The sequence below is a fragment of the Burkholderia sp. AU44665 genome (assembly GCF_030504405.1).
Lineage (GTDB): Bacteria > Pseudomonadota > Gammaproteobacteria > Burkholderiales > Burkholderiaceae > Burkholderia > Burkholderia semiarida.
This window is the reverse complement of the sequence record NZ_JAUJRI010000001.1, coordinates 1,079,041-1,103,646: the sequence shown is the minus strand read 5'-3', so window position 1 is coordinate 1,103,646 and position 24,606 is coordinate 1,079,041. Positions and strand designations below refer to the sequence as shown.

Here is a 24,606-nt window from a genome sequence, read left to right as displayed (position 1 = left end):
GGGCGCCGTCAGGCCGGCAACGCGAACCGCGTCACTGCGTCGCGCAGCGCCTCGGCCTGATCGCGCAGCGAATGCGCGGCCGCCGCGGCCTGCTCGACGAGCGCCGCGTTCTGCTGCGTGACCTGATCCATCTCGCCCACCGCGCGGTTGACCTGCTCGATCCCGGCGCTCTGCTCGCGCGATGCGTGGCTGATTTCGTCGAGGATCTCGTTCACGCGCCGCACCGATTGCACGATCTCGGCCATCGTCTCGCCCGCGTGCGTGACGAGCGTCGCGCCGTGCTGCACCGTCTCGTTCGACGACACGATCAGCGACTTGATTTCCTTGGCCGCCGTCGCCGAGCGTTGCGCGAGCGAGCGCACTTCGGCCGCGACCACCGCGAAGCCGCGGCCCTGTTCGCCCGCCCGCGCCGCTTCGACGGCCGCGTTCAGCGCGAGGATGTTGGTCTGGAACGCGATCCCGTCGATCACGCCGATGATGTCGCCGATCTTGTGCGAACGGTCGGTGATCTCGTTCATCGTGCGCACGACGTCGTCGACCACCGCGCTGCCGCGCGTCGCGACCTGCGCGGCCTGGCCGGCAAGCGACGCGGCCTGCGCGGCGCTGTCCGCGTTCTGCTTCACGTTCGCGGTCATCTGGTCCATGCTCGACGCGGTCTGCACGAGCGCGGCCGCCTGTTCCTCGGTGCGCTGCGACAGGTCCGTGTTGCCGGAGGCGATCTCGCTCGCGCCGACGTTGATGTTCTCTGTGCCGGTGCGGACGCGCGACACCATGTCGATCAGCCCGCCCTGCATCGTGTGCAGCGCATGCAGCAGGCTGCCGCGATCGTCCTGCTTCACGGCCACGCGCGCGGTCAGGTCGCCCTGCGCGATGCGTTGCGCGGCGTCGAGCGCCACTTCGAGCTCGCCGCCGAGGTTCGCGCGCACGCTTTTCAGTACCATCACCATCACGGCGGTCGCGATCGCGCCGAGCACGGCCGTCATCGCGAACCAGCGGCCGACGCTTGCGAGCACCGCCGTGCGCACGTCGTCCATGTACATGCCGGTCACCAGATACCAGTCCCACGGCGCGAAGCGCTGCACGGCGCTGGTCTTCTCCTGCGGCTTGTCCGCGCCCGGCTTCGGCCACAGATATTCGACGAAGCCCTTGCCGCCTTCCGCGTTGCCGGCCTTCACGATCTCGACGAACAGGTGCTGGCCGTTCGGATCGGTGAAATTCGACACGTCCTTGCCGTTGAGCTCGGCCTTGATCGGATGCATCACGATCACCGGCTTCGAATCGTTGACCGAGATATAGCCGTCGGCGCCGTGGCGCATCGCGGCGATCGCCTCGAGCGCCTTCTGCTTCGCATCGGCTTCCGGCAGCGCGTTCTGCTGCGACAGCTTGTAGTAGTGATCGGTCACGCTCGCGGCCTGCGCGACCAGCGACGCAAGCTGGTCGCGGCGGTCCGCGATCATCGACGCGCGGGTCTGCCATGCGCCGAGCCCGGCGATCACGAGCAGGCCGAGCCACAGGATGACGATCATCGACGCGAGTTTTTGATTCAGGGAAAGATTGCGCATGGTGTGAGGTTGGTCAGTCGAGAACGCTTGCCGGAACGGCGTGACGGGATAAGTCTCTTGACGGCGCGCCATGCGTGTCGCCGTAGACGGGAAATCCCTTAGAAGCGGTCATTTCCCGATGTCCGCGACGCGGGCGCGGGCATCTATGCATATGCATAACAGCGGCCGCTATACTGTCGGGCGACGGTCTGCGTCGCGCCCGCACGGGCAGCGCGTGGGCACCGAACGAAACCGAAAGGAGGCAACGATGCGGATTCTGGTGGTAGGGGCCGGCGCGGTCGGCGGATACTTCGGCGGCCGGCTGGCCGCGGCGGGGCGCGACGTGACGTTCCTGGTGCGCGAGGGCCGCGCTGCCGCGCTCGCGCGCGACGGGCTGCTGATCCGCAGCCCGCGCGGCGACCTGACGCTTGCGAACGTGCAGACCGTGCGCGCGGGCGACGCGGGCGCCGGCGTCGCGCCGTTCGATCTCGTGCTGCTGAGCTGCAAGGCGTACAGCCTCGACGACGCGATTGCGTCGTTCGCACCGTTCGTCGGGCCGCGGACGCTGATCCTGCCGATGCTCAACGGGATGCGCCACCTCGACGTGCTGCGCGAGCGCTTCGGCGCCGCGCAGGTGCTCGGCGGCCTGTGCGTGATCGCGGCGACGCTCGATCGCGAGCAGCGCATCGTGCATCTGAACGACACGCACGGCGTGTCGTTCGGCGAGCTGGCCGGCGGCGAATCGCCGCGCGTGCGCGCGGTGGCCGACGTGCTCGGCGGCGCGGGCTTCGACGCGACGCTCAGCGACGACATCGCCGCGCGGATGTGGGACAAGTGGGTGTTTCTGGCAACGCTCGCCGCGAGCACGTCGCTGTTTCGCGGGTCGATCGGCGACATTCTCGCCGCGCCGGACGGCCGCCGCCTGCTCGAGACGATGCTCGCCGAATGCAGCGCGATCGCCGAATACAACGGCCATCGGCCCGACCCGGCGGCCAGCGAGCGGATGCAGCGGATGGTGCTGACGCCGTCGCCGCTGACCGCGTCGATGCTGCGCGACGTCGAGAACCATGCGCGCGTCGAGGCCGATCACGTGATCGGCGACCTGCTCGCGCGGCGCGACCCGCAGGCGGCCGATACGCTGTCGCTGCTGCGGATCGCGTACAACCACCTGAAGGCGTACGAGGCGCGCACGGCGCGCGAGCAAGCGGCGGCGTAAGCCGGCGCGGGCGACGGGCGCGGCGGCCGCCGCACCGTTCCGCACCGCAACAAATTTGCCTTCTGGCGCCATTTCCGCCCGCAGGCGGCAAAAAAGTATCGAAAATCAGGCGTAAAGTTGGTGGAGCCGCGCGCGCGATCGACCTACATTGCTTCCCATGCGACCGGTCGCGGCGCCGCGCGAGACACGCGGCGCACGCGCGCACAGCCGAACAGGCCGGCCAGCGAACCAAGGGAATGGAGACGCCAACATGATGCACCCCGATCTCGAAGTGGTCGACGTGCGACGCGACGAGTCGTTCAAGGTCTGGTCGCACGGCTATCCGTATCGCACGATCCGCTGGCATTTCCATCCCGAATTCGAGCTGCACCTGATCGTCGCGACGCACGGCAAGTATTTCGTCGGCGATCACATCGGCTCGTTCGGCCCCGGCCATCTCGTGCTGCTCGGGCCGAACCTGCCGCACAACTGGGTCAGCGACATGGCCGCAGGCGAAACCGTCGAGCGCCGCAATCTCGTGATCCAGTTCGATCCATCGTTCGTGCGGCGCTGCATGGACGCATTCCCCGAATGCCGCGACGCGCAGGCGCTGCTCGACGATGCGCGGCGCGGGGTCGGCTTCGACGCCGCGACGAGCGCCGCGATCGCGCCGTTGTTCGACGAGCTGCTGACCGCGCGCGGGATGCGCCGCATCGCGCTGTTCATGACGATTCTCGAACGGCTGTGCGGCGCGGCCGAACGCACGCTGCTCGCGAGCCCCGCCTACGACCAGGCCGACGTCACGCCGACGCGGCTCAGCCACGCGCTGTCGTATATCGGCAAGAACCTCGCGTCCGAGCTGCGCGAATCCGATCTCGCGCAACTGACCGGGCAGAGCGTCAGCGCGTTCTCGCGCGCGTTCCATCGCCATACGGGCATGCCGTTCGTCCAGTACGTGAATCGTCTGCGGATCGAATCCGCGTGCCAGATGCTGCTCGCCGACGACGCGAGCATCACCGACATCTGCTTTCAGGCCGGCTTCAACAACGTGTCGAACTTCAACCGCCAGTTCCGCGCGGTGAAGGGGATGGCGCCGTCCGAATTCCGCGCGCTGCAGCGCCTGAACGCGCGCAGCCGCGAACTGGCGCTGCATGCGGCGCCCACCGGTAACCCGCTTCCGCCGCGCGTGCTGACGCCCGGCGCGCCTGAACTCATGCCGCAGCCCGGATGATCGCCGGGCCGTTGCCCGCCCGAGTTTTCCCAACCGTTTTACCCAGCCGAATCGCGTCGCTTGCGCCGCGAGGGGCGCATTCACCCACGAAAAAGCCGCACACAATCTGGAGACACCGTCATGACGCACGCATCGCCCGCTTCTTCTTCCCGTCGCGCCGCCCGCCTGGCGGCCGTTGCCGCGCTCGCCACCGCGGCCCTGTTGCCCGCCGCCGCCGCGCACGCCGCGCCGCTGCGGATCGGCATGACGTTCCAGGAACTGAACAACCCGTACTTCGTGACGATGCAGAAGGCGCTGAACGAAGCGGCCGCGTCGATCGGCGCGCAGGTCGTCGTCACCGACGCGCATCACGACGTCAGCAAGCAGGTGAGCGACGTCGAGGACATGCTGCAGAAGAAGATCGACATCCTGCTCGTGAACCCGACCGATTCGACCGGCATCCAGTCGGCGATCACGCAGGCGAAGAAGGCCGGCGCGGTGGTCGTGGCCGTCGATGCGAACGCGAACGGGCCGGTCGATTCGTTCGTCGGCTCGAAGAATTACGACGCGGGCGTGATGTCGTGCGAATACCTCGCGAAGGCGATCGGCGGCAGCGGCGAGGTCGCGATCCTCGACGGCATTCCGGTCGTGCCGATTCTCGAACGCGTGCGCGGCTGCAAGGCCGGGCTCGCGAAATTCCCGAACGTGAAGCTCGTCGATACGCAGAACGGCAAGCAGGAGCGCGCCGCCGCGCTGTCGGTGACCGAGAACATGATCTCCGCGCATCCGAACCTGAAGGGCATCTTCAGCGTGAACGACGGCGGCTCGATGGGCGCGCTCGCCGCGATCGAGGGTTCCGGCAAGGACATCAAGCTGACGAGCGTCGACGGCGCGCCCGAGGCGATCGCCGCGATCCAGAAGCCGAACTCGAAGTTCATCGAGACGACCGCGCAGTTCCCGGCCGACCAGGTGCGCATCGCGCTCGGCATCGCGATCGCGCGCAAGTGGGGCGCGACGGTGCCCAAGGCGATCCCTGTCGACGTGAAGGTCGTCGATCGCGGCAACGCGAAGGGTTTCAGCTGGTGAACGACGTGCGACGCGACGCGAAGGGCGGCGGCGCGGCCGACGCCCTTCGCACGGAGAAGCCGATGGACACGATACTCAGGCTCAGCCACATCACGAAAAGCTTTCCCGGCGTGAAGGCGCTGTCCGACATTCATCTGGAGATCTCGCGCGGCGAGATTCATGCGCTGCTCGGCGAGAACGGCGCGGGCAAGTCGACGCTGATGACGATCCTGTGCGGCATCCACCAGCCGGATGCCGGCACGATCGAGATCGACGGCGCCGCGCGTCATTTCGCCGACTATCACGACGCGGTCGCGGCCGGCGTCGGCATCGTGTTCCAGGAATTCAGCCTGATTCCGCACCTCGATGCCGTCGACAACCTGTTCCTCGGCCGCGAGCTGCGCAACCGCTGGGGCGCGCGCGACCGCAAGCGGATGCGCGCCGCGGCGGCCGCCATCTTCGCGCGCCTGGGCGTGGCGATCGATCTCGATGCGCCGATCCGCGCGCTGTCGGTCGCGCAACAGCAGTTCGTCGAGATCGGCAAGGCGCTGTCGCTCGACGCGCGCATCCTGATCCTGGACGAGCCGACCGCCACGCTCACGCCGGCCGAGGCCGAGCACCTGTTCGCGATCATGCGCGAGTTGAAGCGGCAGGGCGTCGCGATGATCTTCATCTCGCATCACCTCGACGAGATCTTCGCGGTGTGCGACCGCATCACGGTGCTGCGAGACGGCCAGTACGTCGCGACGACCGACGTCGCGCATACCGACGTCGAGCAACTGGTGCGGATGATGGTCGGCCGCCGGATCGAAAGCAGCTTTCCGCCGAAGCCGGCGCGGCCGGCCGACGCGCCGACCGTGCTCGAGGTCGATGCGCTGCAGATCGCGCGCGACGGCCCGGTGAACCGCTTTGCGCTGCATGAAGGCGAGATCCTCGGTTTCGCGGGGCTGGTCGGCTCGGGGCGTACCGAGACCGCGCTCGCGGTGATCGGCGCGACGCGTGCTCATCGCAAGGCGCTGCGCGTGCGCGGCGCGGCGGCGAAGCTCGCCGATCCGGCCGACGCGCTGCGCGCGGGCATCGGCATCCTGCCGGAAAGCCGCAAGACGGAAGGGCTCGTCACGTCGTTCTCGATTCGCGACAACATCTCGCTGAACAACCTCGGCAAGTACCGGTCGATGCGCTGGCTGATCGACCGGCGAAGCGAGGCGCGCACCACGCACGACGTGATGCGGCGCGTCGGTGTCAAGGCGCCGTCGATCCACACCGAGGTCGCGACGCTGTCCGGCGGCAACCAGCAGAAGGTCGTGATCGCGCGCTGGCTGAACCATCACACGTCGGTGCTGATCTTCGACGAGCCGACGCGCGGCATCGACGTCGGCGCGAAAGCCGAAATCTACGGGCTGATGCGCGAACTCACCGCGCGCGGCTACGCCATCATCATGATCTCGTCCGAATTGCCGGAAATCGTCGGCATGTGCGATCGCGTCGCCGTGTTCCGGCAAGGCCGCATCGAGGCGACGCTCGCCGGCGACGAGATCGATCCCGACACGGTCATGACCTATGCCACGGCCGGCACACGAGGAGCGACCCATGAACCTGCCTGATTCTTCTTCCACGCGTTCGACGACGCTCGCGGCCACGGCCGGAAACGGCGACGCGCCGCCGCCGCGCGCGATGTGGGCGCAACTGCGCCGCTCGACGCTGTTCTATCCGCTCGTCGGCCTCGTCGTCGTCTGCATCGCGATGATGATCGCGAGCCCGAGCTTCCTGTCCGCCGCGAACCTCGAGAACGTGCTGCGCCAGGTGTCGATCAACGCGATCATCGCGGTCGGCATGACCTGCGTGATCCTGACGGGCGGGATCGACCTGTCGGTCGGCTCGGTGATGGCGCTGTCGGGCACGCTCGCGGCCGGGCTGATGGTCGCGGGCGTCAACGCGGTCGCCGCGCTGGCGATCGGCATCGCGGTCGGCCTCGGCTTCGGTGTCCTGAACGGTGTGTTCGTCGCGTTCGCGGGAATGCCGCCGATCATCGTCACGCTCGCGACGATGGGCATCGCGCGCGGCCTCGCGCTGATCTACACGGGCGGCTATCCGATCGATGGGCTGCCCGACTGGGTCGCGTTCTTCGGCAGCGGCAAGGTGCTCGGCATCCAGGCGCCGGTGCTGATCATGCTGGTGGTCTATGCGATCGCGTGGCTGCTGCTCGACCGGATGCCGTTCGGCCGCTACGTGTATGCGATCGGCGGCAACGAGCAGGCGACGCGGCTCACCGGCGTGCGCGTCGCGCGCGTGAAGCTGATCGTCTACACGCTGGCCGGGCTCACGTCCGCGCTTGCCGCGATCGTGCTGACCGGGCGCCTGATGAGCGGGCAGCCGAACGCGGGCGTGGGCTTCGAGCTCGACGCGATCGCGGCCGTCGTGATGGGCGGCACGTCGATCTCCGGCGGGCGCGGCGCGATTCTCGGCACGCTGGTCGGCGCACTGTTGCTCGGCGTGCTCAACAACGGGCTCAACATGATCGGCGTGAACCCGTATGTGCAGAACGTGATCAAGGGCGGAATCATCCTGCTCGCGATCTACATCAGCCGCGAGCGATCGCGGTAACGACGGAAATATCGGTTATCCGAATCATTCAGAAAAGAGACAACTCATGACGACACCCGAAGCCCAACCGCGCATGACCGCGGTCGTCTGCCACGGCCCCGAGGACTATCGCGTCGAACAGGTCGCGATGCCGCGCCCCGGTACGAACGAGCTCGTGATCCGCATCGCCGCATGCGGCATCTGCGCGAGCGACTGCAAGTGCTACACCGGCGCCAAGATGTTCTGGGGCGGCCCGAGCCCATGGGTGAAGGCGCCGGTGATTCCCGGCCACGAATTCTTCGGCTATGTCGAAGCGCTCGGCGACGGCGCGGCCGAGCATTTCGGCGTCGCGCTGGGCGAGCGCGTGATCGCCGAGCAGATCGTGCCGTGCGGGAAGTGCCGCTATTGCAGGTCGGGCCAGTACTGGATGTGCGAGGTGCACAACATCTTCGGCTTCCAGCGCGAGGTCGCCGACGGCGGGATGGCCGAGTACATGCGCATTCCGCCGACCGCGATCGTCCACAAGATCCCGCTCGGCATATCGCTCGAGGATGCCGCGATCATCGAGCCGCTGTCGTGCGCGATCCACACGGTGAACCGCGGCGACGTCCAGCTCGACGACGTCGTCGTGATCGCGGGCGCGGGCCCGCTCGGGCTGATGATGACGCAGGTCGCGCACCTGAAGACGCCGAAGAAACTCGTCGTGATCGACCTGATCGACGAACGGCTCGAACTCGCGCGGCAGTACGGCGCCGACGTGACGATCAACCCGAAGCGCGACGACGCGCGCGAGATCGTCCGTGCGCTCACCGACGGCTATGGCTGCGACGTGTACATCGAGACGACCGGTGCGCCGGTCGGCGTGAACCAGGGGCTCGACCTGATCCGCAAGCTCGGCCGCTTCGTCGAATTCAGCGTGTTCGGCGAGGATGCGACCGTCGACTGGTCGATCATCGGCGACCGCAAGGAGCTCGACGTACGCGGCGCGCACCTCGGGCCATACTGCTATCCGGTCGCGATCGACCTGCTCGCGCGCGGGCTCGTCACGTCGAAGGGCATCGTCACGCACGGTTTCGCGCTCGAGGAATGGGACGACGCGATCCGCGTCGCGAAATCGCCCGAATCGATCAAGGTGCTGCTGAAGCCGGCCCGCTGACGGCCGGCGCGCGCCTCACCGGAGACATCATGGAATACGTCATAGGCGTCGACATCGGCACGCAGAGCACCAAGGCGCTGCTCGTCGACCGGCACGGCACGATCGTCGCGCGGCGCTCGGCCGGCTACCAGCCCGATACGCCGCGCCCGCTGTGGGCCGAGCAGTGGCCGAAGGTGTGGTTCGACGCGGTGCTCGACTGCATCGCGGGCTGCGTGAGCGACGCGCGCGCGCAGGGCGTGCCGGCCGATGCGATTCGCGCGGTATGCGTGAGCAGCCTGTACGGCGGCTCGGGCATCCCGGTCGACATCGACATGCGGCCGCTGCATCCGTGCCTGATCTGGATGGACCGGCGCGCGACCGCGCAAGTCGACTGGGTCAACGAACACGTGAACGTCGAGCGGCTGCGCGTGATTACCGGCAACGGCGTCGACAGCTACTACGGGTTCACCAAGATGCTGTGGCTGCGCGACCAGCGGCCGGACGTGTGGGCGAACGTGCGCTATTTCCTGCCGCCGAACGCGTACGTGATCTATCTGCTGACCGGCGAAGTCGCGGTCGACCACAGTTCGGCCGGCAATATCGGCGGCGTGTACGACGTCGCGCGCCGCGAGTGGTCGGACGACGCGCTCGACATGCTCGGCATTCCGGCGACGATGATGCCCGAGCGGCTGGTTGATTCGACGGACGTCGTCGGCGGCCTGCTGTCACAATGGACCGCCCAACTCGGCCTGCCGGCCGGCACGCCCGTCGTGGCAGGCGGCGTCGATGCGTCGGTGGCGACCTTCGCGGCCGGTGCCACGCGCACCGGGCAGCACGTCGCGATGATCGGCACGAGCATGTGCTGGGGCTACGTGAACCGGCACGTCGATGCGCGCCACGGTCTCGTCAGCATGCCGCACGTGTTCGACGGGCAGCGCGACCTCTACGTGTTCGGCGGAGCGATCACGGCCGGCGCATCGGTCGCATGGTTTCGCGACCAGTTCTGTCACGCGGAAATCGACGCGGCGCGCCTGCTGCCGCACGGCGATCCGCACATGTTGCTCGAGGAGGCGGCCGAGCGCGTGCCGGCCGGCGCCGGCGGCGTGCTGTTTCTGCCGTACCTGATGGGCGAGCGCAGCCCGGTGTGGGATGCGAAGGCGAGCGGCGCGTTCGTCGGGCTGAGTCTCGCGCATACGCGTGCGCATCTTTATCGTGCGGTACTCGAAGGCGTCGCGTTCGCGTTGCGCCACAACATCGAGGCCGGCCGCCGTGGCGCGGCGGCGCTGGACGATCGATTGATCGTCGTCGGCGGCGCCGCGCATTCGGCGCTGTGGATGCAGATCATCGCCGACGTGACGGGTTTTCCGGTGTGGACGATCGAGCAGGACGTCGAAGCCGCAATGGGCGCCGCGCTGCTCGCGGGCGTCGGCGCAGGGCTCGTGTCGCGCGACGACGCACAGGGCGGCTGGGTCACGCTCGTCGAGCGCGCACGGCCCGACGCCGACCGCGCGAAAACGTACGACGCGCGTTTTTCGCTCTACACGGCGCTGTATCCGGCACTCAAGCCGATCATGCACAGGCTCGGGACATCATCATGAACACACGATTCGATTTCAGTGGGTCGACGGTGCTCGTCACGGGCGCCTCGAGCGGAATCGGCCGTGCGTGCGCGGTCGCGCTGGCGCATGCAGGCGCGCGCGTCGTCGCGGCGGCGCGCGACATGGCCGCGCTCGACACGCTCGCCGCGGAGATTGCGTGCGAGACGTTGCGCATGGATGTCGGCGGCGACGAACACGCGATCGATGCCGCACTCGCCGCGTACGATGCGTTCGACGGCCTCGTCAATTGCGCGGGGATCGCGTCGCTCGAGCCTGCGCTCGACGTCGAAGCCGCGCATTTCGATCGCGTGATGGCCGTCAATGCGCGCGGTGCGGCGCTCGTCGCGCGGGCCGTCGCGCGAAGGATGATCGAGCGCGACGGACGCGGTGACGCGCACGCGCGGGGCAGCATCGTCAACGTGTCGAGCCAGGCGTCGCTCGTCGGGCTGCCCGCGCATCTGAGCTATTGCGCGTCGAAGGCGGCGATGGACGCGATCACGCGCGTGCTGTGCATCGAGCTCGGCCCGCACGGCATTCGTGTGAACAGCGTGAATCCCACCGTCACGCTCACGCCGATGGCGCAGTTCGCGTGGAGCGCACCGGACAAGCGCGAGCCGATGCTCGCCGCGATTCCGCTCGGCCGGTTCGCGCAGCCGGACGAAGTCGTCGAGCCGATCCTGTTTTTGCTGAGCGATGCGGCGTCGATGATCAGCGGCGTATCGTTGCCGATCGACGGTGGATATACGGCGCGCTAGGCCTTCGCCACGGACATGGCGGGCGGCATTCGTGGAGCGGCCGGCGCGCGGCTAGACGGGATCTTTGCTCGGCGGTCCGTCCGGCTGCTGCGGGTTGTCGTGATGGCCGGGCGGCGACGAGAACGGGTCGTCTTCCGGGTCGCGGTTCGGGTCGGCCGGTGGCTCGGGCGTCGGGGTCGTGTGGTCGCTCATGGGGAACTCGTGCGGTGCGTGACGGCGGTGGCGCGGTGGACGCGCCTCGTCTTGGTTATAGCCAATCGAGCGCGCGTTTGCAGCGGGTTCTTGCGGCAGGCTGCCGATCGTCGGCGAAATCCGCCTATTGACGGTGTTCGTGCGGGATCTCGCGAGGTCGCGCAATCGAAGTCAGCGCAAGTCCGCCGGTGTATCGACGTCGCGCAGGATGCCGGGATCGTCGATGTCGAGCAGTTGCACCGGTGCGCTGGCGAACAGCGCGCGGGCGCCCGTGTCGCCGTCGAGGGCGGCAAGTGCTTCGAAGTGGTGTGCGGCGAAACCGACTGGATGCCCGCGCACGCCGCGATGCGCGGGCGCGACGATCGATGCGTTGTCGGCTTCGAGCGCGCGTGCGACCGTTTCGTAGGTGGAAGCGGCGATCCACGGCATGTCGCCGAGCGCGACGAGCCAGCCGCTCGCGTCGGGCGTCGTCCGGACGCCGGCCGCGAGGCTCGCGCCCATGCCCCGCAACGCGTCGGGTGCATAGACGACCTGGCAGCCGGCTTCGTTCAGCAGAATCGCAAGCGTTTCGGCGCCGGGACGCACGACGGCGATCACGTCGGCGGTGGCTGCCGCGAGACGGCGGGCGGCGGCCACCGCAACCGGCGTGCCGTCGGGGAGCCGGGCGAGCAGCTTGCTGTGCAGGCCGCTCGGGTCGAAGCGTTGACCAAGGCCGCCGGCGAGCAGGACGCCGGTGGCGAGTGACGCATAGGACATCGGCGCGAGGGGAGTGAGGCAGGTGCTGCGATTGTGCGGGAGCACACGGGGATCGGCAAGTGAGGATGTTACCGAATCACGCCTGCCGGATCGGGAAAACTGTCATCGCGCCGCTTCGTCCAGCATGCCGTCGTCGACAGGACCGTAAATTGCGTGCGATTCGTTCTGGATCACGGCCCAATAGCGATCGCCGAACGACCAGTGCCACCATTCGGACGGGTAATTCGTGAAGCCGGTGCGGGTCAGCGCGTCGATGAGGATTTGGCGGTTTCGCGCGGCCGCGCGGCTGATGAACACGTTGTGCGTGTAGCACGTGCCGGACGATTCGTGGTCGGTGGCGTTCATGATGGCGAGGCCGGTTGCAGGCCGTCGGCCGATGTCGAGCAGGGTGGCCGCGGTCGTTTTGGTCAGACGAATCGCCAATATGCCAGAGTCTCGTGGACAATGCGCCGCGATATGACCCGAGCGCGGGCGACGCTTACCAGAGCGTCTTGACGTGCGCGTACGCGCGGATTTTTTCGTCGCGCGTGACGAGCGGCGCGCCGAGACGCCGCGCGGTCGCGACGATCATGCGATCGGCCGGATCCTTGTGGAACGTGCCGGGCAGGTCGGTGGATTTCGCGGCGATGTCGGCATCGACCGGCACGAAACGCATGCCGTCGATCTGCGCGACGGTGGCGAGCCACGCGTCGACATCCATCGTCAATGCGAGGCGATCGTTGCGCACCAGCATCGCGATTTCCCACGCGGAGATCGCCGATGCGGCGAGCGCACCTTCGCTCCGCGCGCGATCGATCGCGCTCCGCGCCTTCTTGCTGAGCGCGGGGTCGCCCGCTACCCACCACACCAATGCATGCGTATCCAGCACGATCACCGCGACGCCTCCCAATCATCTTCCGCAATCGGATCGAGAGGATTGTCGTAGCGCATGACCGACCCGCGCAATATGTCCAACGGCTGAGCTTCGCGCGAGCGATACGGGCGGATCTCGAGCGTCGGTTTGCCGTGGTCGGTGACGATCAGGCTTTCGCCCGACGCCTCGACGAGCCGGAAGTATTCGAGCGCGCGAGCCTTGAATTCGGATTTCGATACGGGAGCGTGCGGCATCATGATATGGTCATGGTCATCAGACTATGGTCATTTTAGCCTCGCATTTCGATGCGGCGCAAGCGCCGTGGGCCGTGACCGGCTCGCGCTACGCATCCGCCCACTTCCTCAAAAGATTGTGATAAATCCCGGTCAGCGAAATGACCATCGGATCCTTCGCGCCTTTTTCCGCGGAAAGCGCCTGAATCTGCGTATCGAGCTGGAACAGCAGCGTGCGGTCGCCGTCGTCGCGCACCATGCTCTGAATCCAGAAGAACGACGCCACGCGCTCGCCGCGCGTCACCGGTGTGACGTGATGCAGGCTCGATGCCGGATACAGCACGAGGTCGCCCGCCGGCAGCTTCGCGCGATGCACGCCGTACGTATCTTCGACGCACAGCTCGCCGCCCTCGTACGCATCGGGTTCCTCGAGGAACAGCGTCGCCGACAGGTCGCTGCGCACGCGGAAATCCGTGCCGCGCAGCAGCCGGATCGCGTTGTCGACGTGCGTGCCGAACGTCTCGCCGCCTGCATAGCGATTGAACAGCGGCGGAAACACCTTGAGCGGCAGCGCCGCGGAAAAGAACAGCGGATGGCGGGCGAGCGCATCCTGGATCGCGTCGCCCACCGCGCGTGCGGCCGGCGAGCCTTCCGGCAATTGCCGGTTGCGTTTCGCGAGCGCCGACTGCGCGCCGGACGTCGCGTTGCCGTCGATCCATTCGGCGCGATCGAGAAGTTCGCGGCATTGCGCGACCTGCGCTTTCGTCAGTACGCCGGGGATGTGAAGCATCATGATACGGATTCCATTGCGTGCGGCGCCAGTTGCATCGCCGCCGACCGAAACGCGTCGAGCGGCGACGACACGAGATACGCGCGCATCTTCGCGATGAACGCGGGTGTCGCGGTGGCCGGCACCCGCGCGAGCCACACGAGCGCTTCGTCGACGCGCCCGCGCTCGGCGAGCAGCCGCGCGTAGTTGAACTGGCCGCGAAAATCGCCGGCAACGGCGGCACGGCGATAGTGGTCGAACGCGGCGTCGATATCGACCGGTACGACCCAGCCGTCCTCGTAGAAGCCGCCGATCAGGTTGATCGATTTCGCATGGCCGAGCGCGGCCGCGCGGCGGAGCCACTCGAGCGCGTCGGCGCGGTTCTCGTCGACGCCGTTGCCGAGGGCGAGTGCGGTCGCGTAGTTGTACATGCCCCAGTCGAGGCCCGCCTGCGCGGCGAGCCGGTACCAGTACACGGCGACCGGCGCGCACGCGGCCGTGCCCCAGCCGAACTCGTAGCAGCGGCCGAGCATGTTCATCGCCATCGGATGATTCGCCTGCGCGGCATGCCGGAACCACGTGAGCGCGGCCGCGGGATCGCGCGGCACGCCGTGGCCGTCGAGCAGGTACTGCCCGTACACGGCCTGTGCATCGACGATGCCGTGCTCGGCCGCCGCCGCGACCCACGCGGCGGCGCGCTCGGGCGGCCCGGCCAGGATGTCGGCGAACTCGCGCGGCGAGACCGACGCGAGCGCCTTCAGCGACACGGCCTCCATAGATCAGTAGCGCGCGTTCAGCGTGACGAACGCCGAGCGGCCCGGCGCGATCGACGCATAGTGCGCCGGATACGCCTGATCGAAGTAGGTGCGGTTGAACAGGTTGTTCACGTTCAGTTGCAGATCGAGCTTCTTGTTGATCCGGTACTGCGCCATCGCGTCGAAGCGCCAGTACGACGGCACGGCGCGCAGGTTCGCGGGATCGCCGAACACTTCCGACATGTAGAACGCGCCGCCGCCGACCGTGAACTTCGGCGTGATGTCGTAGTTCGACCACATCGTGAGGCTGTGCTTCGGCGTGTTCGGGAAGCGGTTGCCGTTGTTCGCGGTGTCCTTGCCGTTGTCGCGCAGTTCGCTCTTCATGTACGTGTAGCCGCCGAACACCTGCCACTGCTTCGTGATCTGGCCCGCGACGCCGAGCTCGAGGCCTTGCACGCGCTTGTTGCCGACCATCGCGTACTGGTTGTTCGGCAGCGTCACGCGCGCGTTCGTCGTGTCGATCTGGAACAGCGCGGCCGTCAGCGACAGCTTGTCGTTCAGCACGTTCCATTTCGTGCCGAGTTCGATGCTGCGGTTCTTTTCCGGAGAAAGCTGATCGGCATTCGGGCCGACGCCGCCGCGGCCCGGCGTGAGCGACTGCGTTTCGCTGCCTTCGCCGAGCAGCATGCCGGCGGGCGTCGACGACGTCGCATACGACGCATAGATGCTGCCGTTGCGCGCGGGCTTGAACACGAGGCCTGCCTGCCAGTTGAACAGCGTGTCGTCGCGCGTGTAGGTCTTGCCGCCATTCGCCTTGGTATCGGTGAAGCGGGTCGAGTAGTCGTCGACGCGCACGCCGGCGTTGACCTGCCAGCGCGGCGTGATCTCGATCGTGTCGAAGCCGTAGATCGACTTCGTGGTGGTGCGCGCATGCGCGTAGTCGTTGTTGCGCGAGATCGAGCCGGCCCACGGATCGCTCGGGTTTGGCGACCACAGGCTCGTGCAGTTGTAGCCGGACGCGGCGCCGATGCCTTTCTGGCAGATCTTGCCGGTGTCGGTCGCGACCGTGTACGAGTCGCGCTTGCCCCATTCGCGCGACAGCTCGATGCCGGTGTTGAAGCTGTGCTTGAACGGGCCCGTGCGGAATTCGCCGAACAGCTCGGTCAGGTTCGCGAGGCTGTTGATCGCGCTGTTGCGGTTGTTGTTGCGGCGCCAGACCTTGCCGTTCACCACGTTGCCCTGGCTGTCGTCCGGCTGCGTCCAGATGTAGTCCTGCGTCGATTCCGTGTAGCGCGCGGTGTTGCGCACCGTGAGGTTCGGCGTGATGTCGTGCTCGATCCTGATCGTGCTGATGTCCGACGTGGTTTTGCGGAAGTCGCGGTCGATCAGGCCGTAGAAGTTGTGGCGATCGACGGGCGCCGGATAGATCGTGCCGACGTTCGCGGGCTTGTTCGACGTCGTGTAGAAGTACGGGATGCCGCCGTCGGGCATGTCGTCCGTCTGCAGGTGGTAGTAGCTCGCGGTCACGCGCGTCGGCGTGCCGAGACCGAACGCGATCGACGGCGCGACGCCCCAGCGCTCGTTGTTGACGGCGTCGCGGCCGGCCACGTCGTTGTTGTGGCTCATCAGGTTCAGGCGGAACGCGGCGTGATCGGCGAACTGCCAGTTGCCGTCGGCGGTGAAGCGGCGATAGCGGTCGGTGCCGAGGCCCGCGCTCGCGGCGGCCGTCGTGCCGAGGTGCGGGGCCTTCGTGATCAGGTTGATGCTGCCGCCCGCGCCGCCGCGGCCGCCGTACGCGCCGTCGGAACCCTTGGTGATCTCGACGCGCTCGGTGTTGAAGATTTCGCGCGTGGTGGCGCCCGTGTCGCGCATGCCGTCGACGAACATGCTGCCCTGCGTGTCGTAGCCGCGGATGAACGGACGGTCGCCGAGCGGGTTGCCGCCCTCGCCGGCGCCGAACGTGATGCCGGGCACGGTACGCAGCGCTTCGGTCAGCGTGGTCGCGCCGCTGTTCTGGATCAGTTCCTGCGGGATCACGGTGACGGATTTCGGCGTGTCGACGAGCGGCGCGGTGAATTTCGCGGAAGCGGAAAAGTCGGCCTTGTAGCTGTGCTCGGTCTTGCCCTGGATCTCGATCGGCGCGAGATGGCCGTCGGTGCCGGCGGGCGCCGCGGGCGGTGTGCCGTCGGCGAACGCGGGGCTCGCGGCCAGCACGCTGCAGAGGGTGGTGAACTTGCCGAGCTTCAGCTCGTCGGGACGGGACTTCATGGTGCGCTTCGACCTCGCGGTGTGGCTCCCGGGGCAGTGCGCTACGGAAATGTGCATGCCGGCGGGGATTATTACAATTTGTTTTCAGACGGCATTCTATGTAATTTCTTTACGAATGAGAAGCGTTCTTGTTCTCATTTGTCGGGGAATTGTTGACGAATGTTGCGGAGGGGGCGAAGGCTCGTGGCCGGGGAGCGACAGGCAACGCAATGGCGTCTGCCGATGGCTTCGTCGCTGCAATCGCCGCCTCGAACGGTTCGATCGTGGCCACGCGCGACGTCGCGCCGTTCGAAGCAGCAGGCCTGCGTGTGATCGACTCTTGGTTCCGCCGGCGCCGGGTCGGCGGCCGTCGCGTCACCGGCGCCGAAAATGACAACGCGCCGTGCAAGTCGGCGCGTTGAATGCGTTACGTCTGCGCGCGGCCCTTGAACTGCAGCAAATTCCCGTTCGGGCGCGCGCCACCGGCCGCAGATCAGTCGATTCCGTGAAACACCGCATCCTCCGGCCCCAGGTATGCCGGCGGGCGCCACGTCGCGTCGCGCATCGAATGCTGGACGAGATTCTCGACGCCCAGCAGCACCGCGAAGATCGCCATCCGCACCGGAATACCGTTGTCGGTCTGCCGGAAGATCGCGAGACGCGGGTCGCGGTTCAGGTCGACCGACAGGTCGTTCGCGCCGGGCCGGCTGTCGCGCGGCAGCGGGTGCATGATCAGCGTGTCGGGCTTGCACACCGAGTCGACGAGCGCCTGGTTGATCTGGAAATCCGGCGTATAGCCTTCGAACGACTCGTCGGTGAAGCGCTCCTTCTGGATCCGCGTCGCGTAGACCACGTCCGCGCCGCGCAAGCCCGCCGCGAGATCGTTCGTCTGCTCGACCGCGTGGCCGTTCGTCGAGATCTGGTCGACGATGTACGCCGGCATCTCGAGCGTCGGCGGCGACACGAGCGTGAACTTCAGCCCGCGGTACAGCGCGAGCAGCTTGACGAGCGAGTGCACGGTGCGGCCGTACTTCAGGTCGCCGACCAGCGCGATGTGCGCGCCGTCGACGATCTTGCCGAGCCGCGAAAACTCGCGCTGGATCGTGTAGAGGTCGAGCAGCGCCTGGCTCGGGTGCTCGCCGGGGCCGTCGCCGCCGTTGATCACCGGCAGGTTGGTCGCCCGTGCGAATTCGGCCACCGAGCCTTTTTCCGGATGGCGGATCACGAGCGCGTCGACGTAGCCGGCCATCACGCGGCTCGTGTCGTAGATCGATTCGCCCTTCGCCATCGACGAGAACGTGAAGCCCGTCGTGTCGCACACCGAGCCGCCGAGCCGGCAGAAGGCCGCGCCGAACGACACGCGCGTGCGCGTGCTGGCCTCGAAGAACAGGTTGCCGAGCACGGCGCCTTCGAGCACGCGTGAAATCTTGTGACGCCGCGCGATCGGCTGCATGACGTCGGCCACGCGGAACAGCGCCTCGACCGAATCCCGCGAAAACTGGTCGACCGAGATCAACTGCGGCTTGCCTTCGAACAGGAATTGCTTCGCGAGCCCTTGCTTGTCTACGCTTTGCGTATAGTTCTCGCCATCCGGCGCCGAACGCTCGACGATTTCCGACACGAAGCGCTCGACGATCTCGGGCATCCCGCGCGATTCCTGCGAATCGTCCGGAAGCAGCCACGTATCCAGCGCGCGGCGGCTGACGCCGATGCGATTCGCGAATGCCTCGCGGGTCATGTTGAGGCGGCGCATCGCGTCGCGGAGGAAGGCTTGCTGGGGAACGGTCATCGGCGGCTCCTGGGCGGAAAATATACGCGGTGCGTATATTAGTTTCTGCCGCGATGAAGTCAAGAAAAATCTGTGCGCGCAGGGGTGGCGCGTATGACACTCGCGGGGCCGTACTGGCGCGCGGCGCGCGTCTCCGTATAATCAGGTCAGGCCCCGTGTCCGGCAGCGTGCCGGGCGCCGCGCCGCACACGATTCGCCCGGTCGGGCTTGTTGATTCGAAGGAGAATGAGAATGACGCGTACGATTGCTGCAATGCTGCTGGTGGTGACCGCCGCGCTCGCCGGTTGCAATACCGTCGCCGGCGTGGGCCAGGACATTTCGAAGGGCGGCCAGGCGATCAGCGATTCGGCTGAAAAGGCCAAGTAAGCCGACCGGTTCCGGCATGCAGAAGGCGCCGGGTCTTCCCGCGATGGCGGGGCGGCCCGGCGCCTTTTTTGCGTACGAATCGATGCCGCGGCGTCAGGCGCGTTCCACGAACGCGTAGCGGCCCTCGACCTTGCGCGGCGTGAACCAGCCGTAGTCGGGGAACAACCGGTTGCGGACGAACCAGACATAACCGACCAGCGCGACCGTGATCGCGAGGCTCGGCAGCGCGGCGGACGGATCCCGCCCGAGATCGGCGACGGTCTTCGGCATCTGCAGCAGCGACAGCAGGATGAACGCGTGATATGCGCCGACACGATGGGTCGCGAAGCCCCAGATGAACAGCAGCGACAGCGGCACGGTCAACGCCAGGAAGGCGGTGACCAGGACGCCGCCGGCGCCGGACGCGAGGAAGTAGTACGCAAGCATCAGGCTGATGACCAACTGCGCGATGCCGAGCGCGATCAGGATCCGGATGTGTATCTTGTTCTTGCGGCAGCGTTCAGGGTCGGGGCGCGACGCGATCAGGTGCGCGAGCACGCGATCCTTGAGCCCTTGCCCGGATAGCTCGGCCAGTGCGTCGGCCTTCCTCGTTCCCGCGGACAGCAGCACCGCGATTCTTGTTTTGGCTTCCTTCCTGTTCATTGCGTGGCGGAGTGTTGTTCGATGGTGGTCAAAGGGGCCGGCCACGCGAATATTGCATCTTGCGCAGTCGTGCGCAACGGTTTTGCGGTGCGCGGACACATTCCTACAGTCGGTCGACCATGTGACGGAAAGGCTGGATCGACGAGCGCTGCGACGTCGACGGAGGCGCCGCCGTCTCCGCGGGGACGCGACGAACGCGAGTCAGTCGGCGGCGGCCTGCGCGGCGAGCGCGGCGCGCGATTCGACGGGCGGCTCGCGCCGTCGCGTCGCGCCGACGAGCATGCCGGCGACGACGAGCGCGATGCCGGCGACACGTGTGCCGGTCAGCGTTTCGCCGAACAGCGCGACCGCGAACAGCACGGCCGAAACCGGCGCGACCGCGGTGAACAGGGCCGCCTCGGTGCCGCTCGTGCGCGCCGAGCCCGCATACCAGCACAGGTAACCCAGCACGGTCGGAATCAATGCGTAGTAGACGATCGCCGACACGGCGCCGACGGTCCAGCCGCTCGCCACCGCATGCCATTCGAACGCGGCCGGCACGAGTGCGAGCACGAAGCCGAGGCCCGACATCGCGGTGGATAGCGCAAGCGGCGGCAACGGCGCGGCAAGCCGACGGTTGAGCAGGATGAAGACCGCTTCGCATGCGACGGCCGCCAGCACCAGCGCATCGCCAACGAGCGTTTGCAGCGACGGCATCGCATGGCCCGGCGCGAACGTGACGAACAGCACGCCGGCCGTGGCGAGCGCGGCGGCCAGCCAGTCGCGCGGCGTCTGCCGCTCGCGCAGCACGACGGCCGCGATCAGCGTCGACATGGCCGGCAACGTGCCGAGCATTACGCCGGCATCGAGCGGCGACGACAGTTTCGTGCCGCTGATCAGCAGCACCGTATAGCCGACGCCACCCGCCGCCGCCTGAATGACGAGCAGCACGGCATCGCGTGCGCAAATGCGTGGCCAGCGCATGCGCTGCGCGCGCATCATCGCGAACAGCAACGGGGTCGCGATCAGGAAGCGCAGCGCGGTGGCCGCGAACGGCGGCAGGCCGCCGGCCGCGAGACGGCTCGCGATGACGGTGCTGCCGACGCCCGCCATCGCGGCGGCGAGATAGAGATAGCCGATCAGTCGTGTCTTCATGCGCTGCATCGTCGTGTATGGCGGCAACGTGCGTCTTGAACGAAATTGCAGCCAGGGACGGGACTGAAGGTGGTGAACCGTCGGCTTGCGCTGACGCAACAGGTCGCGGTGGCCGTGGAGGGGGCAATCGTCTTCGAACGCAGTGCGTCCGGCGCGCCCCGGCGTTGCGCGGCCGACGGCGTTACTCAACCCGCGTGCGTGAACCGCCCCGGCGTGATGCCGAACTGGCGCGCGAATGCGCGGGTCAGGTGGCTCTGATCGGCGAAGCCGGCTGCGGCCGCGGCATCGGCGATCGGCAGGCCGCTGGCCAGCAGCGCGCGCGCCAGCCGCGTGCGCGACTGAACCAGGTATGCATGCGGCGTGATGCCGAGCTCGCGCGCAAAGCCGCGCAGCAACTGGAAGCGGCTCACGCCGCTCAGGTCCGCCAGCTCGGCGAGCGACACGGGTGCGGCCGGCGCCGCGTCGAGCCGCTCCCGCGCGACGTGGACCGCCGGCGCGACGCCGGCCGCCGGCAGCGTGCGGCTTGCGTGCCGGGCGAGCAACCCGGCGACGAGCATGACGAGCGCTTCGTCGCGGGCCAGCGGCTGGGTTTCGCCTGCCACGATGCGCGCATGCAGCCTGCCGACGGCGGCCGCAAGCCGCGTGTCACGCACGGCCGGATGCGCAAGCTCGACGCCGCCGAGGCCTTCTTCCGCCGCGACGCCCGCGACCAGCGCGGGGGCGAGATAGAGCATCCGCCAGCGCCGCCCGGTGCCGGCCTCGAGCGGCGAGCCGTCGTGCATCTCGCCCGGGTTGACCATGATTGCGTCGCCTGCGAGCGCGTCGACCTGACCTCGGCCGCTCCACGACCGGTGCGCACCGCTGACGATCACGCCGACCCCGAATTCGTCGTGCGCGTGGCGCGGAAACGCGCGGTCGGACTCGAGGCTGATTGCCTCGATGCCTTCGCCGGTGCGTCGGTAATGGATGACACGGTGCATGTGCGCTCCTCGTGCCGGGGGCGGCGCGGATCACGTGCACTTTAGCGTGTTCCGGCGCCGCGCGCCCTTCATCCTTTTGGCCGATACCGCGCGGCGCGCGCAGCCCGCACCATGTGCGCATGAGCAGCGTACACGGCCCGCCGGGCCTGAGGCTGCGCGGGAGGCGGCAGGTGGAACGACAGGATCCGGTATTCATTCAGGTAGGTGCGCTCGCGGACGGCTTCGCGCCCGAGGCGAACATCCTCGCATCCGTCGACGCGCTCGTCGGGCGGACGCTGACGCTCGTCGACGCATCGGGCGCATGGCGCGTCCATACGTTCGAGCCGGGTGCGCTGCAGTGGCGCGACGCGGTGGCCGATACGGGCGGCCGCGCGCCATGCCGCGTGACGCGGCTGCGCGACGGGCTGTACTTCGTCGACTACATCGATGCCACCGCTCGGGCGACATCGGTCAGCCTCGTGATCGATCTCGACAACGGCGTGTGGACGTCGGTCGTCGGTACGTTGCCGACGGAAGCCGACACGCGCATCGATGCGTTCACGCGCGTCGCGCGTGGGCTGCCGCTGACGGCCGTCGACGCGCAATTCCGGCACGGCACGCTCGGCGGCCACGCCGAGCCGGGCCCGCTTCACGCGCCCACGCGCGAGCTGATCGGCAAACGGACGATGTACCGCTACAGCCCGACCGAATGCTACGAGCACATCTACCTGAACGAGAATTTCTACGCATGGCAGTGCCTGCAGGGCGTCGAAGGCGGGCTGGCCGATGTCGACCGCTGTCATTACTTCAAGATTGCGGACGCGCTGTATCTGTTCGTGTGGCGCGAAAAGGTGGTGCCGACGCTCGGCGTCGTGCTGATCGACCTCGCGCAACGCAAGACCGACGGCAAGATCTTCGGCTATCAGGGCGGCGATTTCGGCACGCTGTCGAATTTCCCGGTCGGTGCTTACGCGCAGGTACTGAACGAAACCGTGCATCCGGTCGGCGACGAGGCGCAGCGATGACTGCCGTGCGGGGCAGCGGCCGCCTGCATGCGGATTTCAGCGGGCGCGTCGTGCTCGTCACGGGCGCCGCGCAAGGAATCGGCGCGGCGATCGCGCGCCGTTTCGCGGAATCCGGCGCATTCGTCGCCGTGGCCGACCTGAACGGCGACGCGGCGGCCGTGCAGGCCGGCGCGCTGGCGAGCGCGGGCGGCGAAGCGCGCGCGTATCGGGTCGACGCCGCGAGCCGGGACGAACTGGATGCGCTCGTCGCGGCGGTCGAGCACGACGGCGGCCGGCTCGATGTCGTCGTCCACAATGCCGCGTATTTTCCATTGACGCCGTTCACGCGGATCGACGAGCCGACGCTCGAGCGCACGCTGTCGGTCAACTTGTCGGCGCTGTTCTGGCTTGCGCAGGCCGCGTTGCCGGCCTTCGAGCGCGCGGGGGCCGGGCGGCTGCTCGTCACGTCGTCGGTGACGGGGCCGCGCGTCGTCTATCCGGGGCTCGCGCATTACGCGGCGTCGAAGGCCGGCGTGAACGGCTTCATTCGGGCGGCGGCGCTGGAGTTGGCGCGCCGCAACGTGACGGTCAACGGCGTCGAACCGGGGATGATCCGCACGCCGGCGGCCGGCAATCTCGGCGACGCGTCCGTCACGGCGCAGATCTCGCGCGACATTCCGCTCGCGCGGATGGGCGAGCCCGAGGACATCGCGAACGCGATGCTGTTTCTTGCATCGGCCGACGCGGCGTACATCACCGGGCAGACGATCGTCGTCGACGGCGGCGCGACCTTGCCGGAGAGCGGGGCGGTGCTGGGCAACGGGTAGCGGTGAGCCAGCGCGGGCATCGGTTTCGGCGAGGCCGTGCGGGCATCCGCGGACGGCCCGCATCATGAGGGCACGTGCCGCACGCCGTGCCATGACTACAGCCAGCCGTTGCGGATGAACTCGACGATCGAATAGCGGCGATGCTCGAGATCGTGCTGCCGGACGGCTTCGACGATGCGCGATACGCCATCCGCATAGGGTGTCGCGCCGGATACGCGCGATTCGAACTGCAGGCTGCATGCGCCGTCGTCGATGCGTATCCGGTGAACCGCATGGCGGCCGAGCTGATCGTCGGGGATGCCGAATTCGGTGCGCTGCACGGCCGGGTCGCGCACGGAGCGGATGTCTTCCGGCCGTACGCCGAGCGATTGGGCGATACCGACGGCCGTGCCGGGGACGGACGTCTTGCCGGCCTGATGCGACTCCGTCACGCCGATCTCGCAGTCGCGAAACAGGTGGCCGCTGGCTTCCAGCATGCACATGAACTTCAGCATCAGGATGTTCGTGTTCGGGCACAGCACGACCGGAAAGCCGTACGTCCCCGTTTCGAGGTCGGAGCCGGTCGACAACTCGACGAGCGGCGACGCGGTGGCCTGGCAGAATGCGATCGCGTCGGGGAGTTCGCGGCCCGAGCCGGCATGGACGACGATCGTTCGGGCGTCGGTATGTCGGGCGTCGCTACGTCGGGCGTCGGCTCGCGCGCTGTCCGGCCACGGCATCACGCGGCAGGCGGCCGGGTCGAGCGTGTGCGAGCCGAGCAACTCGTTGGCGAGCTTGCCGGTTCCGATGACGAGTACTTGCATGGGATTGACGGTTGAGATTGGGGAGGCGAGTCGGCGGTGGTACATGCCGTCGGGCAGGCGGGCTTGGTTGTCGTGCCGCGCGCCGCGCCTGGCGGACATCGCGCATTATGCCCGGCTGTCCGTTGGCGCGCTTGTCGGGCCGGGCATGGGGTGCCGCGGCGCATAGGCTCGCCGACGTCCAACCCTCGGCAATCC

The 24,606-nt window shown here is 67.9% G+C and carries 25 protein-coding genes and 1 pseudogene; 12 read left to right on the top strand and 14 right to left on the bottom strand.

What is annotated here, in order from left to right; genetic code table 11:
- Positions 1-8 precede the first annotated feature (8 nt).
- Positions 9-1,562 (bottom strand): methyl-accepting chemotaxis protein, encoded by a 1,554-nt coding sequence (locus tag QZM15_RS04910; protein WP_060310662.1) that lies wholly within the window; start codon positions 1,560-1,562, stop codon positions 9-11.
- A gap of 247 nt (positions 1,563-1,809) precedes the next feature.
- On the opposite strand from QZM15_RS04910, the gene panE reads away from it, so the two are divergent.
- The 8 genes from panE to QZM15_RS04870 all read left to right on the top strand — a co-directional run bounded on the left by panE (position 1,810) and on the right by QZM15_RS04870 (position 11,082).
- Positions 1,810-2,757, top strand: coding sequence for a 2-dehydropantoate 2-reductase (panE, locus tag QZM15_RS04905; RefSeq protein ID WP_089465671.1), 948 nt, complete (start codon positions 1,810-1,812; stop codon positions 2,755-2,757).
- A 250-nt stretch (positions 2,758-3,007) separates the two neighbouring features.
- The gene (locus QZM15_RS04900) at positions 3,008-3,967 is read left to right on the top strand and encodes an AraC family transcriptional regulator (protein WP_099317658.1); all 960 of its coding nucleotides are present in this window, start codon (positions 3,008-3,010) and stop codon (positions 3,965-3,967) included.
- A 120-nt stretch (positions 3,968-4,087) separates the two neighbouring features.
- Positions 4,088-5,032 (top strand): substrate-binding domain-containing protein, encoded by a 945-nt coding sequence (locus QZM15_RS04895; RefSeq protein ID WP_302105957.1) that lies wholly within the window; start codon positions 4,088-4,090, stop codon positions 5,030-5,032.
- Between the two features lie 62 nt (positions 5,033-5,094).
- On the top strand, positions 5,095-6,615 hold the full coding sequence (locus QZM15_RS04890) for a sugar ABC transporter ATP-binding protein (protein WP_302105956.1): 1,521 nt from the start codon (positions 5,095-5,097) through the stop codon (positions 6,613-6,615).
- A complete protein-coding gene (locus QZM15_RS04885; RefSeq protein ID WP_059584751.1) occupies positions 6,602-7,615 on the top strand; it encodes an ABC transporter permease in 1,014 nt (337 codons plus the stop codon). The genes QZM15_RS04890 and QZM15_RS04885 overlap by 14 nt, the downstream gene beginning before the upstream one ends.
- A gap of 46 nt (positions 7,616-7,661) precedes the next feature.
- Positions 7,662-8,750, top strand: coding sequence for an alcohol dehydrogenase catalytic domain-containing protein (locus tag QZM15_RS04880; RefSeq protein ID WP_059639746.1), 1,089 nt, complete (start codon positions 7,662-7,664; stop codon positions 8,748-8,750).
- A gap of 29 nt (positions 8,751-8,779) precedes the next feature.
- Complete coding sequence (locus QZM15_RS04875; protein ID WP_302105955.1) at positions 8,780-10,327, top strand: FGGY-family carbohydrate kinase; 1,548 nt, start codon at positions 8,780-8,782, stop codon at positions 10,325-10,327.
- Positions 10,324-11,082, top strand: a complete 759-nt coding sequence (locus QZM15_RS04870; protein WP_302105953.1) for an SDR family oxidoreductase — start codon at positions 10,324-10,326, stop codon at positions 11,080-11,082. Before QZM15_RS04875 ends, QZM15_RS04870 begins: the two co-directional genes overlap by 4 nt.
- A gap of 51 nt (positions 11,083-11,133) precedes the next feature.
- Here the strand turns inward: QZM15_RS04870 and QZM15_RS04865 are convergent, their stop codons facing one another.
- From QZM15_RS04865 to QZM15_RS04830, 8 genes are all read right to left on the bottom strand, one after another.
- Positions 11,134-11,274, bottom strand: a complete 141-nt coding sequence (locus tag QZM15_RS04865) for a hypothetical protein (protein ID WP_012339712.1) — start codon at positions 11,272-11,274, stop codon at positions 11,134-11,136.
- 171 nt (positions 11,275-11,445) lie between these two features.
- On the bottom strand, positions 11,446-12,030 hold the full coding sequence (locus QZM15_RS04860) for an NTP transferase domain-containing protein (protein ID WP_059584758.1): 585 nt from the start codon (positions 12,028-12,030) through the stop codon (positions 11,446-11,448).
- Between the two features lie 102 nt (positions 12,031-12,132).
- A complete protein-coding gene (locus QZM15_RS04855) occupies positions 12,133-12,375 on the bottom strand; it encodes a M15 family metallopeptidase (RefSeq protein WP_302105952.1) in 243 nt (80 codons plus the stop codon).
- Between the two features lie 133 nt (positions 12,376-12,508).
- On the bottom strand, positions 12,509-12,904 hold the full coding sequence (locus QZM15_RS04850; RefSeq protein ID WP_059585115.1) for a type II toxin-antitoxin system VapC family toxin: 396 nt from the start codon (positions 12,902-12,904) through the stop codon (positions 12,509-12,511).
- Positions 12,901-13,140 (bottom strand): type II toxin-antitoxin system Phd/YefM family antitoxin, encoded by a 240-nt coding sequence (locus tag QZM15_RS04845; RefSeq protein ID WP_021158157.1) that lies wholly within the window; start codon positions 13,138-13,140, stop codon positions 12,901-12,903. The genes QZM15_RS04850 and QZM15_RS04845 overlap by 4 nt, the downstream gene beginning before the upstream one ends.
- Positions 13,141-13,225: 85 nt before the next feature.
- Complete coding sequence (locus QZM15_RS04840; protein WP_089465666.1) at positions 13,226-13,909, bottom strand: Fe2+-dependent dioxygenase; 684 nt, start codon at positions 13,907-13,909, stop codon at positions 13,226-13,228.
- Positions 13,906-14,661, bottom strand: a complete 756-nt coding sequence (locus tag QZM15_RS04835) for a tetratricopeptide repeat protein (RefSeq protein ID WP_226225360.1) — start codon at positions 14,659-14,661, stop codon at positions 13,906-13,908. Before QZM15_RS04835 ends, QZM15_RS04840 begins: the two co-directional genes overlap by 4 nt.
- Before the next feature lie 3 nt (positions 14,662-14,664).
- Entirely contained in the window at positions 14,665-16,908 is a 2,244-nt protein-coding gene (locus tag QZM15_RS04830) for a TonB-dependent siderophore receptor (protein WP_302105951.1), read from the bottom strand.
- Between the two features lie 179 nt (positions 16,909-17,087).
- On the opposite strand from QZM15_RS04830, the pseudogene QZM15_RS04825 reads away from it, so the two are divergent.
- Positions 17,088-17,309: pseudogene (locus QZM15_RS04825) on the top strand (hypothetical protein); the annotation flags it as partial.
- Between the two features lie 71 nt (positions 17,310-17,380).
- Here QZM15_RS04825 and QZM15_RS04820 read toward each other — a convergent pair.
- On the bottom strand, positions 17,381-18,676 hold the full coding sequence (locus QZM15_RS04820) for an aspartate carbamoyltransferase (RefSeq protein WP_059584768.1): 1,296 nt from the start codon (positions 18,674-18,676) through the stop codon (positions 17,381-17,383).
- 231 nt (positions 18,677-18,907) lie between these two features.
- On the opposite strand from QZM15_RS04820, the gene QZM15_RS04815 reads away from it, so the two are divergent.
- Positions 18,908-19,042, top strand: coding sequence for an entericidin A/B family lipoprotein (locus QZM15_RS04815; RefSeq protein WP_006485835.1), 135 nt, complete (start codon positions 18,908-18,910; stop codon positions 19,040-19,042).
- Between the two features lie 93 nt (positions 19,043-19,135).
- Here the strand turns inward: QZM15_RS04815 and QZM15_RS04810 are convergent, their stop codons facing one another.
- The 3 genes from QZM15_RS04810 to QZM15_RS04800 all read right to left on the bottom strand — a co-directional run bounded on the left by QZM15_RS04810 (position 19,136) and on the right by QZM15_RS04800 (position 21,798).
- On the bottom strand, positions 19,136-19,684 hold the full coding sequence (locus QZM15_RS04810) for a hypothetical protein (RefSeq protein ID WP_059584770.1): 549 nt from the start codon (positions 19,682-19,684) through the stop codon (positions 19,136-19,138).
- Positions 19,685-19,885: 201 nt separating this feature from the next.
- On the bottom strand, positions 19,886-20,818 hold the full coding sequence (locus QZM15_RS04805) for a DMT family transporter (protein ID WP_302105949.1): 933 nt from the start codon (positions 20,816-20,818) through the stop codon (positions 19,886-19,888).
- 185 nt (positions 20,819-21,003) lie between these two features.
- The gene (locus QZM15_RS04800; RefSeq protein ID WP_302105948.1) at positions 21,004-21,798 is read right to left on the bottom strand and encodes an AraC family transcriptional regulator; all 795 of its coding nucleotides are present in this window, start codon (positions 21,796-21,798) and stop codon (positions 21,004-21,006) included.
- 170 nt (positions 21,799-21,968) lie between these two features.
- On the opposite strand from QZM15_RS04800, the gene QZM15_RS04795 reads away from it, so the two are divergent.
- Together QZM15_RS04795 and QZM15_RS04790 are read left to right on the top strand one after the other, a co-directional pair.
- Positions 21,969-22,802 carry a molybdenum cofactor biosynthesis F family protein gene (locus tag QZM15_RS04795; protein ID WP_302105946.1) on the top strand — a complete coding sequence of 278 codons (834 nt, stop codon included), beginning with the start codon at positions 21,969-21,971 and terminating at the stop codon, positions 22,800-22,802.
- Complete coding sequence (locus QZM15_RS04790) at positions 22,799-23,608, top strand: SDR family oxidoreductase (protein WP_302105945.1); 810 nt, start codon at positions 22,799-22,801, stop codon at positions 23,606-23,608. Before QZM15_RS04795 ends, QZM15_RS04790 begins: the two co-directional genes overlap by 4 nt.
- A 95-nt stretch (positions 23,609-23,703) precedes the next feature.
- Here the strand turns inward: QZM15_RS04790 and QZM15_RS04785 are convergent, their stop codons facing one another.
- A complete protein-coding gene (locus QZM15_RS04785) occupies positions 23,704-24,411 on the bottom strand; it encodes a dihydrodipicolinate reductase (protein ID WP_302105943.1) in 708 nt (235 codons plus the stop codon).
- Positions 24,412-24,606 lie beyond the last annotated feature (195 nt).

Excerpts from the sequence above, each read along its gene's own strand:
- QZM15_RS04845 (WP_021158157.1), bottom strand. The coding sequence starts at position 13,140 with ATGATGCCGCACGCTCCCGTATCGAAATCCGAATTCAAGGCTCGCGCG.
- QZM15_RS04910 (WP_060310662.1), bottom strand. The coding sequence starts at position 1,562 with ATGCGCAATCTTTCCCTGAATCAAAAACTCGCGTCGATGATCGTCATC.
- QZM15_RS04790 (WP_302105945.1), top strand. The coding sequence starts at position 22,799 with ATGACTGCCGTGCGGGGCAGCGGCCGCCTGCATGCGGATTTCAGCGGG.
- QZM15_RS04805 (WP_302105949.1), bottom strand. The coding sequence starts at position 20,818 with ATGAAGACACGACTGATCGGCTATCTCTATCTCGCCGCCGCGATGGCG.
- QZM15_RS04870 (WP_302105953.1), top strand. The coding sequence starts at position 10,324 with ATGAACACACGATTCGATTTCAGTGGGTCGACGGTGCTCGTCACGGGC.
- QZM15_RS04810 (WP_059584770.1), bottom strand. The coding sequence starts at position 19,684 with ATGAACAGGAAGGAAGCCAAAACAAGAATCGCGGTGCTGCTGTCCGCG.
- panE (WP_089465671.1), top strand. The coding sequence starts at position 1,810 with ATGCGGATTCTGGTGGTAGGGGCCGGCGCGGTCGGCGGATACTTCGGC.
- QZM15_RS04895 (WP_302105957.1), top strand. The coding sequence starts at position 4,088 with ATGACGCACGCATCGCCCGCTTCTTCTTCCCGTCGCGCCGCCCGCCTG.
- QZM15_RS04835 (WP_226225360.1), bottom strand. The coding sequence starts at position 14,661 with ATGGAGGCCGTGTCGCTGAAGGCGCTCGCGTCGGTCTCGCCGCGCGAG.
- QZM15_RS04900 (WP_099317658.1), top strand. The coding sequence starts at position 3,008 with ATGATGCACCCCGATCTCGAAGTGGTCGACGTGCGACGCGACGAGTCG.
- QZM15_RS04880 (WP_059639746.1), top strand. The coding sequence starts at position 7,662 with ATGACGACACCCGAAGCCCAACCGCGCATGACCGCGGTCGTCTGCCAC.
- QZM15_RS04890 (WP_302105956.1), top strand. The coding sequence starts at position 5,095 with ATGGACACGATACTCAGGCTCAGCCACATCACGAAAAGCTTTCCCGGC.
- QZM15_RS04875 (WP_302105955.1), top strand. The coding sequence starts at position 8,780 with ATGGAATACGTCATAGGCGTCGACATCGGCACGCAGAGCACCAAGGCG.
- QZM15_RS04785 (WP_302105943.1), bottom strand. The coding sequence starts at position 24,411 with ATGCAAGTACTCGTCATCGGAACCGGCAAGCTCGCCAACGAGTTGCTC.
- QZM15_RS04840 (WP_089465666.1), bottom strand. The coding sequence starts at position 13,909 with ATGATGCTTCACATCCCCGGCGTACTGACGAAAGCGCAGGTCGCGCAA.
- QZM15_RS04815 (WP_006485835.1), top strand. The coding sequence starts at position 18,908 with ATGACGCGTACGATTGCTGCAATGCTGCTGGTGGTGACCGCCGCGCTC.
- QZM15_RS04860 (WP_059584758.1), bottom strand. The coding sequence starts at position 12,030 with ATGTCCTATGCGTCACTCGCCACCGGCGTCCTGCTCGCCGGCGGCCTT.
- QZM15_RS04820 (WP_059584768.1), bottom strand. The coding sequence starts at position 18,676 with ATGACCGTTCCCCAGCAAGCCTTCCTCCGCGACGCGATGCGCCGCCTC.
- QZM15_RS04865 (WP_012339712.1), bottom strand. The coding sequence starts at position 11,274 with ATGAGCGACCACACGACCCCGACGCCCGAGCCACCGGCCGACCCGAAC.
- QZM15_RS04800 (WP_302105948.1), bottom strand. The coding sequence starts at position 21,798 with ATGCACCGTGTCATCCATTACCGACGCACCGGCGAAGGCATCGAGGCA.
- QZM15_RS04855 (WP_302105952.1), bottom strand. The coding sequence starts at position 12,375 with ATGAACGCCACCGACCACGAATCGTCCGGCACGTGCTACACGCACAAC.
- QZM15_RS04885 (WP_059584751.1), top strand. The coding sequence starts at position 6,602 with ATGAACCTGCCTGATTCTTCTTCCACGCGTTCGACGACGCTCGCGGCC.
- QZM15_RS04830 (WP_302105951.1), bottom strand. The coding sequence starts at position 16,908 with ATGAAGTCCCGTCCCGACGAGCTGAAGCTCGGCAAGTTCACCACCCTC.